Source organism: Paenibacillus sp. FSL H8-0034 (assembly GCF_038000305.1).
Classification (GTDB): Bacteria; Bacillota; Bacilli; order Paenibacillales; family NBRC-103111; genus Paenibacillus_S.
In genome coordinates this window covers 6420172-6434575 of the sequence record NZ_JBBOBS010000001.1, presented here as the reverse complement: position 1 = coordinate 6434575, position 14404 = coordinate 6420172, and the positions used below count along the sequence as shown (strand labels likewise).

General features: G+C 47.7%; 9 protein-coding genes. 8 read left to right on the top strand and 1 reads right to left on the bottom strand.

The window, feature by feature from the left end; translation table 11 throughout:
- Positions 1–63 precede the first annotated feature (63 nt).
- From NST47_RS28900 to NST47_RS28865, 8 genes are all read left to right on the top strand, one after another.
- A complete protein-coding gene (locus NST47_RS28900) occupies positions 64–2157 on the top strand; it encodes an SMP-30/gluconolactonase/LRE family protein (RefSeq protein ID WP_445667485.1) in 2094 nt (697 codons plus the stop codon).
- The gene (locus NST47_RS28895; protein WP_341158217.1) at positions 2154–4559 is read left to right on the top strand and encodes a DUF5696 domain-containing protein; all 2406 of its coding nucleotides are present in this window, start codon (positions 2154–2156) and stop codon (positions 4557–4559) included. Before NST47_RS28900 ends, NST47_RS28895 begins: the two co-directional genes overlap by 4 nt.
- Complete coding sequence (locus NST47_RS28890) at positions 4556–5422, top strand: carbohydrate ABC transporter permease (RefSeq protein WP_262685520.1); 867 nt, start codon at positions 4556–4558, stop codon at positions 5420–5422. Before NST47_RS28895 ends, NST47_RS28890 begins: the two co-directional genes overlap by 4 nt.
- A gap of 109 nt (positions 5423–5531) precedes the next feature.
- The gene (locus tag NST47_RS28885) at positions 5532–6500 is read left to right on the top strand and encodes a carbohydrate ABC transporter permease (RefSeq protein ID WP_262685521.1); all 969 of its coding nucleotides are present in this window, start codon (positions 5532–5534) and stop codon (positions 6498–6500) included.
- On the top strand, positions 6497–8251 hold the full coding sequence (locus tag NST47_RS28880; protein ID WP_341158216.1) for an ABC transporter ATP-binding protein: 1755 nt from the start codon (positions 6497–6499) through the stop codon (positions 8249–8251). Before NST47_RS28885 ends, NST47_RS28880 begins: the two co-directional genes overlap by 4 nt.
- Complete coding sequence (locus tag NST47_RS28875; RefSeq protein ID WP_445667411.1) at positions 8196–10058, top strand: ABC transporter ATP-binding protein; 1863 nt, start codon at positions 8196–8198, stop codon at positions 10056–10058. Before NST47_RS28880 ends, NST47_RS28875 begins: the two co-directional genes overlap by 56 nt.
- A 282-nt stretch (positions 10059–10340) precedes the next feature.
- The gene (locus tag NST47_RS28870; protein WP_341158214.1) at positions 10341–11690 is read left to right on the top strand and encodes an ABC transporter substrate-binding protein; all 1350 of its coding nucleotides are present in this window, start codon (positions 10341–10343) and stop codon (positions 11688–11690) included.
- 80 nt (positions 11691–11770) lie between these two features.
- Complete coding sequence (locus NST47_RS28865; protein ID WP_341158213.1) at positions 11771–13090, top strand: LLM class flavin-dependent oxidoreductase; 1320 nt, start codon at positions 11771–11773, stop codon at positions 13088–13090.
- A gap of 93 nt (positions 13091–13183) precedes the next feature.
- On the opposite strand, the gene NST47_RS28860 is transcribed toward NST47_RS28865, so the two are convergent.
- Positions 13184–14317, bottom strand: a complete 1134-nt coding sequence (locus NST47_RS28860) for an NAD(P)-binding domain-containing protein (protein ID WP_341158212.1) — start codon at positions 14315–14317, stop codon at positions 13184–13186.
- Positions 14318–14404 lie beyond the last annotated feature (87 nt).

Here is a 14404-nt window from a genome sequence, read left to right as displayed (position 1 = left end):
AAGGAGGACGACTTCTTGCGCTCGTATCTTATCAAACAGCTTCTTCTGATCCTGCTTGCGGCTATGATCTCGACGGTGTTCATTCGACCGGCGGAAATCCTTGCCTATACGCCATATAACACGAATTACAAGGATGGCTACGATCAATTGGTCTGGACCCAATCTGCCTACAATCCGGTTGCGGCTCTTGGGCGCGAGATTTATATTCCTGACCCGAAAAAGCCGGATCAGCTGATCTTTTCACCGCTTAAGCAAGCCCAGGATCTGTTTATAGATGACAAGGATCAGATTTATATCGCAGACACCGGGAACAACCGGATTGTACATCTGGATGAACAGGGGAATCTGGTTCGTATTTTGGACGTTAAGGAAAGTCCGCTGAATAAGCCGCAAGGGCTGTTCATCGACCCCAAAGGAACGATTTATGTTGCCGATACGGGGAACAAGCGTGTGGTTAGCCTCGATAAAGATGGCAAGCTCATTCGTGAGTTTAAGCGTCCTGAATCCAAGTTTCTTCCAGCATCGTTCAAGTTTGATCCGGTGAAGCTGGTCGTCGACAAACGCGGATTTCTATATATAGCGGCACTTGGCGGCTATCAAGGACTTGTCCAGCTGGACCCGACAGGCAATTTTCAAGGCTTCTTTGGTGCCAATACGACAAGCTTTTCCTTAATCGACATGTTCAAAAGGCTGGTATACACACGGGAGATGTACGTACGTGAAATCAGCAAGCTGCCCGGCTCGATAGCGAGCGTGACGGCTGATCAGGATGGCATGATCTACACGGTTTCCAAGGATGTGGAGTACGGACAAATCAAAAAGCTGAATATCGCAGGGCTGGACCAGTTGGAAAGCAAAGGTGATTTCGCCAAGAGCGATAAGAAAACGTCTTATGGGGAAATGGCCTTTTTTGATTACCAGAATCGGGTGCCTTTATTGTCGGATTTAACGGTAGACCGGGATGGCAACATTACCGTGATTGATTCAAAGCTAAAGGTTGTGAACCAATATGACAGCTCCGGTAACTTGCTGTTCTTCTGGTGGGGCGACGACAATGCGGTAACGACCAAGCTGGGTCTGGTCAAGACACCTACGGCCATTACAACCAACTCCAAGAACGAATTGTTTATTCTCGACGGCGAAAACAATTTCGTTCAATCGTTCCGGCTTTCAGAATTTGGCGCCTTGGTGCACAAAGCCAACCATTTGACCCAGGAAGGCAAATATGAGGAAAGCGAAGCACTGTGGGCAGAGGTAAATCGGCTCAACGCCTATTATACGCCTGCGATTTTGGGACTGGCGAAGGCTGCTTATAAAAAAGGTGACTATACCCGGGCCCAGCAGCTGTTTTATGAAGCGGGTCAGGCGCAAGGCTATTCGGATGCCTTTTGGCAAAACCGTCTGGTCTGGTTCCAAAAGAACTTCGGCGTGCTGATGAATGTCATTATAGCGGTATTCATCGTGCTGTTTATTTTGGAAAAGTGGAGCAAGCGAAGCGGTTGGCGGCAAAAGTGGCGTCAGCGCAAGCGCAGTGAAAGTTTGCTTGTACAGCAGCTGGGGCAAGCCTTTTATATATTAAAGCATCCGATTGACGGGTTTGGAGGGCTTCGCTACGAAAACAAAGCAGGAGCCTGGAGCAGCCTGATTATTTGGATATTGGCTCTGGCATCTTACTGCATCATGCAGGCAGGTATCAGCTTCATTTTTAACCCGGCTGTTATTCTTGAAGTTAATTTGCTGACAGTAGTCGTTCAATTTCTGGCGATATGGCTGGCATGGGTCATTTCCAACTATTTGATTTCTTCGATTTTACGCGGGGAAGGTCGATTCCGTGATGTTGTTTATGGAAGCACATACGCCTTATTTCCATTGGTGCTGGTCGGATTGCCGTTAACGATCCTCTCCAATGTGATGACATTAAATGAAAGCTCGATTTATTATTTTCTGTATATTGGTTTATTTGTCTGGATTGGCCTGCTGCTGTTCTGGAAGGTGCAGAGCTTGCAAAATTATAGTATAGGAGAAACGTCAGTGAGCGTCGTGCTGTCGTTGATTACGATGACGGTGCTTGGCGTGTTGATTTTCATTACGGTTGGATTAACGAAAGAATTGACGGATTTCGGTTATTCGGTCTTCCAGGAGGTAACGATTCGATGAGGCGTAGGCAGATTTGGTATCGATCAGCAGCTGCGCTGATAGCAGCTTTGATAGTCGGCATTGCGCTGTTTCAACAGCCGGGAATGAACTGGCTGTATGCCGCCGATCAGAAGGAGGACGGTAAAGTGGTGCCAGGCACGGTATCGCCACAGCCTTCAAGCGGAAATGGCACAATAGTGGCGTCATCTGCACCCGCAGCTTCGGTCCAAAATCCGACAGCGGCTGCTCCAGCAGCGGCCCCTCTTGCATCGCAGCCAGCAGCGACCTCTGCTCCCGCCCCGCAATCCGCTGGAGCGGCGAAGTCAGGGCTACCGGAAGAAGTGGGCTTTCGTGTCATAGCCGAATCGTCGGTGTTAAAGCTGTGGGTTGATGACGCGACTGCCCACTTCAAGGTGGAAAATAAGCAAACCGGACAACTATGGCGTTCCTATCCGAATCCGGAGCAGTGGGCCAAGGAAACGATAACTGGAACGTGGCGAAATAATTTGTTATCACCGATTATGCTGGAATACATCGATGCGTCCAATTCCAAATCTCAGGCCAAAACAATTAGCTGGACGGAGGATAAAGGCGTTCTGGAAGGCTTCCAAACGACGCCGAACGGGTTCAAGGTCGTGTTCAATTTTACAGGCACGCAGTTTAAAATTCCGGTTGAGGTCAGATTGCAGGATGATTACGTAGATGCGGTTATTGTGGATCCGGATATTAAAGAAGGCAAGCTTAGTCTGCTGAATCTGAAGCTGTATCCGTTATTGGGAGCAGAGGCTTACAATGATAAGCAGGAGGGCTATCTGTTTGTGCCGGACGGTTCAGGGGCGCTGATACGCTTTAAGCCGAATCAGGCCAATGATAAATCGTTTTACCGTGCTAATGTATATGGTCCAGATAGTGCCTTCTTTAATGAAACGACAGCACGCAATCCGCTTAGAATCCCTGTATTTGGTTTGAAATCGGGAGCTCAGGGTCTGGTCGGAGTGATGGTTTCGGGTGAGGAATACGGCAAGGTATTCGCATCTCCGAATGGTGCCTTCGGACAATATAACTGGGTAACGACAGAATGGCAGTACCGTATCAAATTTTTCCAAAATACGAGCAAAAATGCGCAAACCGGATTTTTTACCTACAGTAAGGATCGGTTTACAGTTCCGGAGCGCAAGACCCGCTATTATTTCCTTGCACCGGACAAAAGCGATTACGTAGGTATGGCGGAGAAATACAGGACCTATCTGGTTAAAGACAAAAGCTTGAAGCCTGTTCAGCCCAAAAGCGGCGAGGTTCCTCTATATATCGACATCATTGGTGCCGATATCAAAAAGGGACTGCTGTGGGACAAATATTTGAAGGGAACGTCAACGGCTGAGGCTATTGATATGATCAAGAGCCTGACCGCACGGGGGCTCAAAAATTTGACGGTTCAATATGCAGGATGGCAGCAGGATGGCTACAGCTCACATGGCGGTCTGTTCCCTGTGGATTCACGAATAGGGGGTAATGAGGGGATGCAGCAATTTATCCAATACGCGCATTCCCAGCAAATTCCCGTATACCTGACAGCCAACTATACATTGAATAATAATGGCAGAGACAGATTTTGGCCGATGTTTGACGGGCTTCGTGACCTGGCGGGCAAAGTAATTGAATTTGAAAATTATGCTAACCACGAAATGACAACGCTGGTGAGTCCGATCTTTACCGCTAATGTGGCCCAAAAGGATTTGGGCAGCTACAAAGCGCTCGGTGCTGACGGCATTTATTTCAATGAGGGTATCGGGCAATATTTGAACAGCGATTACAACAACAGCTATCAGGCCAGCCGCAGTGAGGTGTTAAAAAGTCAGCAGGCTCTTCTTAAGCAGACGAAGGACACGCTTGGCAGCGTCCATGCGGAGAACGCTAATTTCTATGCTTTAAATGAGGTTAATCATATTCACCGATTAGCTGATACTTACTCGTATGATATTTTTGTGGATGAATCGGTACCTTTTACGCAGATAGTGCTGCACGGCTTGATCACGTACACATCCGAATGGTCCAATTTACGTGAACAATATCGTACGGATTTCCTGCGCAGTATCGAATTGGGCGCTTATCCAGCCTATGTATTTACGAGTGCTCCATCCGGTACGATGAAAGGCGCCTATTCTGTCTGGTATTACAGTATGAATTATCGGGATTGGGAGGAGCCGGCTGCCGAGGAATATAAACGGTTTAATGAAGCGCTTGGCGATGTTCAGGATAAGCTGATCATCGGGCACAGGACGCTAGCTCCCAATGTCAAAGAAACCACCTACGAAGGTGGCAAAACCATCATTGTGAACTACAACGAGCAGGAATTCACGAATGGCAGTATTCGCGTTCCGGCCCAGGATTTTATTGTTGGGAAGAGGGGGGCGCAGCGATGAGCAAACTGAAACTTCAAGGAGCCACGCTCCGCAAATTGGAGGGGACGCTTTTTATTACTCCATGGGTAGTCGGTTTTCTGGCTTTTGTAGCCTTTCCCTTGGTGTTCTCCTTATACATGAGCTTTCATCGTGTAAAGGTGACGGTCAATGGGATTGAGACGATACCCAATGGCGTGGAATATTATCGTGAAATTTTATTTGCTGATGGCGGGCTGCTCTATGACGATTTGATTCCCTTTCTGCGTGAAGCGGCCGTAATGATCCCGATTATTCTTATATTCTCGCTGCTGATTGCGATTTTATTGAACCAGCAGTTTTGGGGAAGGACCTTTTTTCGAGTCGTTTTTTTCCTGCCTGTTATTTTTTCATCGGGTCAAATTATACTGGAATTTATTAAACAGGGTGAAGGAACATTATCCTTTGTGGAATCTTTACGAATCGATTCGTATATTATTGAATATGTCCCCAAAACCTGGGTCGAACCGATCAATCATGTTATTAGCTCGTTTGTGCTTGTACTATGGTACTCCGGGGTGCAAATTCTGATCTTTCTGGCGGGGAGGCAGACGATTTCCTCCTCGGTGTATGAGGCTGCCCGTATTGATGGTGCAGATCCCTGGAATACATTTTGGAAAATAACGCTGCCGGGACTCATCCCATTTATATTTTTGAATTTGATTTTTACGGTCGTCGATTTGTTTACGTTCCCGACCAATCCGATTATTAGCAAGGTGACGACAGCAAATTATGGGTTGTCCAGCGCTCTGGCGTGGATCTATTTTATGATCGTGCTTGTATTCATCGGTATTGTCATGCTGCTCTACAGCCGGGTCGACAAGGCATTCAGCGGCAAACGCAGCTAGCAGAAGCTTAAGCAAATGCTTACGAAGAAAGCTTCCAAAGGAAGCTCGGCAAATGCTTACGAAGTCAGTTTTTGCATACGCAAAAACTCTTAGGAAAGAGGGGACCACCATGGAACGCGTGCTCCAATTATTCAAAAAACGTCAATTGGCCGATGTATCCATCAGGGACCGATTGATCTCCACGAAATATTTTTTTATCGGCAAGGAGGCGGATAAAGGGTTTCTATTCCGCTTGTTTTTGTATCTGATCTTGATCGATACCGCTTTTATTTATTTGAAGCCGATTTTGTATATGATGATCACGATGCTCAAGGATGCTAATAATATGCTGGATTCGTCCGTGATCTGGGTACCCCGGTCGCTGTATACCGGACATCTTCAGGCGGCATTCGAGATGCTCAAATTTAAAACGGCGTTTTTTTACAGCCTGACGATTTCGTTGTCCGTCTCCATTTTGCAAATTATATCCTGCTCGATTGCGGGTTATGCGTTTGCCCGGCTGGAATTTCCATTAAAAAAGCTGTTATTTGCCGCCTTGATATTTACGTTTATTATGCCGCCGCAGCTGACGATATTGCCGTCGATTCTGATGTTCAAGGAAATTGGCTGGGCGAATACGTATTTACCGATGATTGTACCGGCTATATTCGGACATGGACTGAAGGGAGCGCTGTTCGTCATCATTTTCCGGCAATTTTTCTCAACACTGCCCAAGGAGCTTGAAGAGGCGGCAAGAATAGACGGCGCCAATGCCTTCCGGTTTTTCTTTAAAGTCATGCTGCCGATTTCCAAATCTGCGATCATCGTCGTTTTTTTATTTTCGTTTGTGTGGAATTGGAATGATTTCTATTTGCCGTCGATGTATATGTCCGGTTCCAAGGAAGTCCCGCTGTCGATCAGCTTGGCCAAGCTGGCTGCATCCTTGTCGGCCGATGAGGCGCAGGGAGGAACCAGTATTTTCTCGGAGCCGATCAAAATGGCTGCGTCCTTTCTCATCATTGTCCCTGTATTGATCGTATATGGAATTGCGCAGCGGTGGTTTGTTGAAGGTATTGAGCGCACGGGGCTGGTCGAGTGAAGGCGACACGTTTGTTGACGGATTATGTGCTGTCCAAATGGCCGATTTATATTGTGGCAGCTCTATCTATTTCTTGTGGAAATATTATCCAATCGTATTATCCGAAGCTGCTGGGCCTGTTTACCGATCAACTGCAGCAGGGGGAACTGACCAAAACGTTAATTATCGATTACAGCCTGGAGCTGCTCGGTATTGGTGTTTCCTTCGGGCTGTTGACGGCGGTCGGGCAATATTTGATCATGAGGATGGGCCGGCGGTTTGAGTACGTTGCCAGAAAACGATTATTCGATCATTTCACGACGTTAAGCGCTGAATTTTATTCGAAGCATGGGGTAGGCAAGCTGCTCAGCTATGTGATGAATGATGTGACCGCGATCCGCGAATCGATTTCGATGGGATTTAATCACATTATCAACTCGACGATTTTGATCCTGTCGGTTGTGGTCACGATGCTATTCAGCTCCATTCCGTTTTATTTGATCGTCTGCTGTGTATTCCCGCTGCTGTTCATTCCGTATCTCGTTGTCCGCTTTCGTCCGGTTATCAAGAAGCGTTCCCTGCTCGTACAGGAGTCTCTGGGCAAAATGACGGAGTCTGCGGAGGAGCAATTCGGCGGTATTCGCGTGGCGAAAACATTTGCCGTTGAGCCGATCATGATCGCACGGTTCGGGGAGGCTGTAGACCGCATCCGGGATCATCAGCTGCGTCTGGTTCGCTTATCCTCGTTGTTTGAAGCGATGATTCCGTTTTTGGGTGCCTTTTCGCTCATCGTTACGATAGCATTTGGGGGATATTTAACGATTCATCAACAAATTTCTTTGGGGAATTTCGTAGCGCTGACGCTATATATCCGCATGATGGTCAATCCGCTTCAACAAATCGGTCGTGTTATTAACACGATGCAGCGCTCAAGAGCATCGCTTGAGCGTATTAACCATTTGCTGGATATGAAGTCGGATATCGTGGAAATCGAGCAGGCCGTTTCGTCCAATTTTAACGCTTCGGGGATTCAGGTAAGAGGGCTATCCTTTGCTTATCCGGGAGAAGAGGATGAAGTGCTCCATAACATCAGCTTCAGTCTGCAGGCAGGTAAATCATTAGGCATTGTTGGTAAAACAGGCAGCGGCAAATCGACCTTGGTTAAGCTATTGCTCCGTATTTATGATCCTCCGGCAGGCACGGTATGGATAGGGGGTACGGATATTCGCGAGCTTACGCTGGAAAGTCTGAGAACCCAAATTGCCTACGTGCCTCAGGAGGGATTTTTATTCAGCACGACGATTCGCGATAATATCGCTTTTTTTCGGAGAAGCTCATCCTTGGATCTGGTCGAAAAAGCTGCCCGACAGGCGCAAATATCATCCAGCATCGCTTTATTTCCCGATAAGTTCGAGACCAAGCTGGGAGAGCGGGGAGTTACGCTATCAGGCGGACAACGGCAGCGTACCAGTCTGGCCCGGGGCCTGATCAAGGAATCGCCGATTATGATTCTGGACGACAGCGTCAGTGCTGTGGACTCCGTAACCGAAAAAAGCATCATTGATACGATGCGCAGGGTACGCGCCCAGAAGACGACGATCTGGATTGCCCATCGTATTAGCGCTATCAAGCATGTAGACGAAATTATCGTGTTGGATCAGGGTCGTATTGTTGAGCGCGGCTCCCACAGAGAGCTGGTACAGCAAAAGGGCTTGTATGCCAAGCTGCTTGCCATACAAGAGGAGGGAAGCAGCATTGCCGAACCTAAGTAAGGAAAAGCCGAACAGTAAACAGGAAACCAAGCCACCGCAAGCGAATAAAGCCTATAAGTCCGCATTTCGTGAGCTATCGGTATATGCAAGGCCGCACAGGCTTACTTTTATCATCGTATTTTTCTGTACCGTGCTGTCGATAGCCGCAGATTTGTTGCAGCCCTATCTGGTCAAGATCGCCATTGATGATAACTTAATGGTGGGCAAAAATGATTACAGGACTCTCCTGATCATATGTGCGGTCTATCTGGGATTATCGGTCAGCAGCTTGTTTTTTACTTATTTGCAAAATAATTTGCTACAGCTGGCTGGCCAAACCATCGTTGCTCGCATCCGTAAGGATTTGTTTCGTCATATTTTTAAATTGTCGATGTCCTACTATGACCGTACCTCCAGCGGCAGCTTAATTACGCATGTGTCCAGCGATACGGAAACGCTCAATCAGTTTTTTACACAGGTGCTGTTAAGTCTGGTTCGTGATGGGATGACGCTGATTTTTATTATTGTCATTATGTTTCAATTGGATGTTCAGTTGACCTGGTATTGCATGGTGATGATGCCGATTATTGTACTGATTGCCTCTGGATTTCGTTCCTATATGCGCAAAACCTACCAAATCTCCAGAGCGCAGCTGTCCCAGCTGGTATCGTATGTAGCGGAAAATTTGTCCGGTATGCACCTGATTCAAGCCTTTCATCAGGAAAAGGAGCAGCAATCACGGTTTTTGGATCACAATGTCAGTTATTACAAGGCAAATTTGCGTGAGATCAGAACGAATGTGATGTTTAACCGTTCCTTTGATATATTGGGCAATTTGTCAGTTGCTTTTGTGACCTGGCTTGGAGGCATTGCCGTATTTGATAAGGCGATTGAATTTGGGGTCCTGTATGCCTTTATTACGTACATCAGGCAGTTTTTTCAGCCGATCAATACGATTACCCAGCAATGGAATACGCTTCAATCGACCACGGTTTCGTTGAACCGGATCTGGAATGTATTTTCGATTAAGCCGGAAATTACGGATGCAGTGGAAACGCGGTCTCTGGATTTGGCTGCCATCAGCGGGAAAATTGATTTTGATAATGTAAGCTTTGCTTATCAGGAGGAAACGAAGGTCATACATGATCTCGATCTGCATATTGCACCGGGTGAAATGATCGGGGTCGTAGGCTCCACAGGTGCCGGGAAAAGCTCGCTGATCAGTTTGCTCTGCCGATTTTATGATGTGCAGCAGGGCAGCATTCGGATTGATGATGTAGATATTCGGGAGATCCCACAAGCCCAGCTGCACCGATTGGTTGGACTTGTGCAGCAGGAGCCGTATTTATACTCGGGCAGCATTATGGATAATGTCAGATTGTTTGATGAGACGATTTCACAGGAGCAGGTCATTCAGGCCTGTAAGCTGGTTGGGGCTGATTCGCTCATAACCCGTTTGAAGGAGGGCTATGATACGCGTGTATCGGAGCGGGGAAGCGGATTGTCCGCTGGAGAGCGGCAGCTGATTTCCTTTGCCAGAATTATCGTATTTCAACCCAAAATATTGATTTTGGACGAGGCTACCGCTAATCTGGACTCCCATACGGAGCAAATGATTCAGGGTGCGTTAAGTATTGTTGCCCAGGGGAGAACGTCGATCGTAATCGCCCACCGACTGTCCACCGTCATGCAAGCCGATCGCATTATCGTGATGAGCCAGGGAGGTATTGTGGAAGAGGGAAATCATAGGGAGCTGCTGGAGCTGCATGGCTACTATGAACAGCTTTATCTGCACTCCCAAGGGACGATTACGCAAGAAACGGGATAAGGCAAGCGGGACAACCAGAACCATTTATGTGATACGGCACGTGAAAAAAGCTTGAATATAGGATTGACACCGTTCAAGTTTGGTGTTATATTTCATTTCATAGTAATTCTATAGGAATAATATAAATCTACCGGAACACCGGAGACAACCAACATTTGTTGTGGGGTCTCCGGTGTTTTTGTATGGAGAATAAAGTACCCAGAGAGGAGCGGGGAGTACGAAGAGCGGCAAGCAAGTTGATCACACAGCTATAACTAAACATAATCAAGGGGTGCAGACCAAATGAAGTTCAAACATTCAATAACCGTAGCTCTTATTTTTATTCTACTTATACTTTCCGCCTGCTCGAAAGAGGCTCCAACCGCAGCAGCGACAGACCCTGCCAAGTCTGGAGCATCATCGGCACCAAAAGATGCAGCAGCCAGCACCGAGCCTATCACCTTGAAATTTTACAACAGCAGCGGTACGTTCACGAATACCGAATTTAAAACATTTATTGCTGATCCGGTTAATAAAAAGTATCCGAATATCAAGGTGGAACGGATTGAGCCACCTACAGGCACAACACCGGAAGATTTCTTTTCCTCCGGGCAAATACCCGATATCATTTATTCCAGCTCCAGCTCGCACCGGAAAGTTATTAGCTTGGGCGTACTGCTGGATTTGAACGAGTATGTAAAAAAGTATAATTTTGATCTTACCCGAATTAAGCCGGAGATGTTGAGCTATGCCAAGGAATTATCCAATAAAGGCGAGCTGCTGGAGCTTCCGTTTAACTCCAATCAACATATTCTTTACTACAATAAAGATATTTTCGATAAGTTCGGCGTTCCTTACCCGTCCGATACCCAGATGACCTGGGAACAGGCGTTGGAGCTGGGACGTCAGCTGACGCGTACGGAGAATGGTGTGAACTATATCGGTATTGATGCCGAAGGACCAATCGGGATTGCCAAAAATCTGGCACTGCCTGTGATCGATCCGAAGACAGGTAAATCGTTACTAAGCACACCGGATTGGGTTCGTGTATTCAACATTGCCAAGCAAAATTATGAAATTCCCGGTTATATCGGCAAAGCTGATAAATACGTGTACGGACGCGATGAGTTTATGAAGGACCGCAATCTGGCGATGAGGCCTACATGGCTGGCCAATATGGTAGGGCCGCTTGAAGAGCTTCGCCAGCAGGGACTTGAAGTGAACTGGGATATCGCACCTGTGCCTACATTCAGCGATCAGCTGGGCAAGTCGCGTGAGGCGCAAAACCATACACTGTCTGTATTTACGAAGAGCACACATAAGGACGAGGCGTTCCAGGCGATTGCGCATATTTTGTCCGACGAAACGCAACGGATTTTGTCACGCAACGGCAGAGTGCCTGCGATCATTAACCCGGAATTGGAAAAAGAATACGGTGCCGACCTTCCGGTGCTCAAAGGCAAAAAGGTGCAAAATGTATTTGCCGTCAAGCCGATTCAGGAGCATACCTCGCACCAGTTTGAGCTTGATATTAACAAATTTGTAACGGAAGCGGCGGCAGGTATTGCCAAGGGTACCGACGTCAATACAGCCATCCGTAAAGCATCGGAGAGCATTGATAAAGAAGTCGAGCGATTGCAAAAGAATCAATAGTTTCCCTGGAGGGAGTACAGTGCCATGATGGCTTGAACTGTGCTCTCTCGAATTTATCTTAAAAAACGAGGTGTTTATTCATGAGTGAGACAGACCGGAAGCTGCATATTAACTTATTTCTTTTTATGGCAGGACACCATGAGGCAGCCTGGAGACATCCGCTTGCCCAGCCGGAGCGCACACTGGATGTGAACTTTTACAAGCATTTGGCCCAAACGGCCGAGCGCGGTCTGCTGGATTCCCTATTTATTTCCGATAATTATTCGGGAACCTGGAGACGCTTTGAGCCGTTCACTTTGCTCTCGGGCTTGGCTACGGTAACCGAGCATATCGGCCTGATCGCAACGGTCAACACGACCTACAATGAGCCCTTTCATGTAGCACGTAAATTCGTATCCCTGGATCATCTGAGCGGTGGCAGAGCTGCCTGGAATATTGTAACCGGCGGTGGCTCGGATGCTCACAACTTTGGACTGGACGAACATCCGGAGCATGCCAAGCGCTATGAAAATGCCGAGGAGTTCGTGGAGGTTGTCAAGCAGCTATGGGATAGCTGGGAGGATGATGCTCTCGTATATGACAAGCAGGCGGGCATCCAGATCGATAGCAGTAAAGTCCATGAAATCGACTTTAAAGGAAGCAGCTATTCGGTCAAGGGGCCGCTCAATATACCCCGTGGACCACAAGGGCAGCCTGTGCTGGTGCAGGCTGGATCCTCAGACAGCGGCAAAGAGCTTGCAGCCAAAACGGCGGAAGTGATCTTCACGGCACAGCAATCGTTAACAGGTGCACAGGATTTCTATCGTGATGTCAAAGCAAGATTAGCCAAATATGGACGTACTCCCGAGCAGCTGCAAATTTTGCCGGGTCTTAGCCCGATTATTGCCGATACGGTTGCAGAAGCGAGAGATATTGAAAATGAGCTGTTTGAGCTGACCGATTGGAAGGGAGCGATTCAGCGGCTTTCCGAAAGGCTTGGGATTGACTTCAGCGGATATTCGCCTGACAGCCGGATTCCTTCTATAGAAGGCGCACGCAGTGTTGAAACGATTCAAGGAATGAAAAGTCGGCACCAGCTGCTGATCGACCAGATCCATACAGAACAGCCAACTTTTCGTGAGCTTATTACGCATCTGGCTGGTGCCCGGGGACATCTTACCTTTACTGGCACGCCACTTCAGCTTGCGGATGTGATTGAGCATTGGTTTAAAGAGCGGGGCGCAGATGGCTTTAACCTGATGCCGCCGATATTCCCGAGCGGACTCGAAATATTCGTCGATAAGGTGATCCCGGAGCTGCAAAATCGTGGATTGTTCCGTACAGCTTATGAAGGCACAACCCTTCGTGAGAACCTGGGACTGGCTCGTCCTGTTAATCTGCGTCATGCAGTTACGAACTAGGCATTCTACTACAGCTGGGAAGCATATCGTATATCGTACAAATAACAAGACCCCACCAAAACCACGATTTCGTGGAATTGGTGGGGTCTTTGTTTACACGACAGTCTGTACGCGACTAATCTCTGGAATAATCGATTTGCAGGCCTTGTTTAACCCGGCGATAAATCGGAATGCGGGGCCATGTGTGTGGGAGGAGAGTGGGCCTGCAAAATAAAGCCCGGGGAGGCTGCTTTGGAAATGGACATCTAGCAGAGGGTATTGATCATATCCAGCTTCTTCACGCTGAATTTGCTGCAGCAAATGCTGATCGATGAAGGGGACACGGTCCAATTGAATTTGGAATCCGGTAGCGGCCAGCACATGGTCGACGATACGATGCTCACCATTGGTTAGCTTAAGAAACAGCTTGCCATCAGCGGTCGTAGCTGCCTGCTCAACCGATACATGAGCCGTCTCACGTATTTTGCCCTCGACATATGGACGCAGGAAACTGGCAATGCTGCCGGCTGGTTTTACCCAACGTGCTTGCTTTTGCTCCAGCGGCAAGTCGTAAAACGTATTGGCCAGCTCAATTAATTCAACGCCTGTAGCAGCCTTGACGCTATAGTTCGGAGTTTCACGCCGATAAAGCAATTCGCATTCGCTGTCTGCGAGATGCAGCAGGGCTGCTGCCTCCCACGCGCTTTGTCCGCTTCCGATTACAGCAACCTTTTTCCCAGCAAATGAGCTGAAGCTGCTGTAGCCAAATGTATGGGATACGAGGTCAGAGGAAATATCTGCGAATACCTCCGGAATGTAAGCGTAGTGCTGCAGACCTGTTGCCACGATAACGTTATGAGCGGAGTACATTTGACCGGATTCGGTGATGACCGAATATCCGTCTTTACTGGCTTCAATCCGCTGCAGAAGAGATACATACTCAGGCGTAAATACGACATTCGTTTTGTCAGCAAACCACATGGCATAATGAACAAAAACAGGGCGGGGCAGCGGAGTCGTAATCTCGACCCCAGTTTCTTCTGAAAAACGGTCCAGCGTAAACATGTTCTGTGGATCGGAAAGTCCTATGGAAATCGGATTTGTACGAATAAACATCTCCTGCGGCATTTGGTTTTTCCAAAAATGCATGGGATATCCCAACAATTTGTAAGTCAAACCATGAGCGGAAGCATGAGCTGCCAAGGAAATCCCATAAGGACCCGCACCAATAATAATTAAATCAAGCATGAAGGCCCTCCTTAAAGTTTTGCGAATGCAAAACTGGCATCGTAAGCATTAGCTGAGTTTTGCGAATGCAAAACTGGCATCGTAAGC

Coding starts and splice junctions, on each gene's coding strand:
- NST47_RS28900 (WP_445667485.1), top strand. CDS start 64: ATGATCTCGACGGTGTTCATTCGACCGGCGGAAATCCTTGCCTATACG.
- NST47_RS28895 (WP_341158217.1), top strand. CDS start 2,154: ATGAGGCGTAGGCAGATTTGGTATCGATCAGCAGCTGCGCTGATAGCA.
- NST47_RS28890 (WP_262685520.1), top strand. CDS start 4,556: ATGAGCAAACTGAAACTTCAAGGAGCCACGCTCCGCAAATTGGAGGGG.
- NST47_RS28885 (WP_262685521.1), top strand. CDS start 5,532: ATGGAACGCGTGCTCCAATTATTCAAAAAACGTCAATTGGCCGATGTA.
- NST47_RS28875 (WP_445667411.1), top strand. CDS start 8,196: ATGCCAAGCTGCTTGCCATACAAGAGGAGGGAAGCAGCATTGCCGAAC.
- NST47_RS28870 (WP_341158214.1), top strand. CDS start 10,341: ATGAAGTTCAAACATTCAATAACCGTAGCTCTTATTTTTATTCTACTT.
- NST47_RS28865 (WP_341158213.1), top strand. CDS start 11,771: ATGAGTGAGACAGACCGGAAGCTGCATATTAACTTATTTCTTTTTATG.
- NST47_RS28860 (WP_341158212.1), bottom strand. CDS start 14,317: ATGCTTGATTTAATTATTATTGGTGCGGGTCCTTATGGGATTTCCTTG.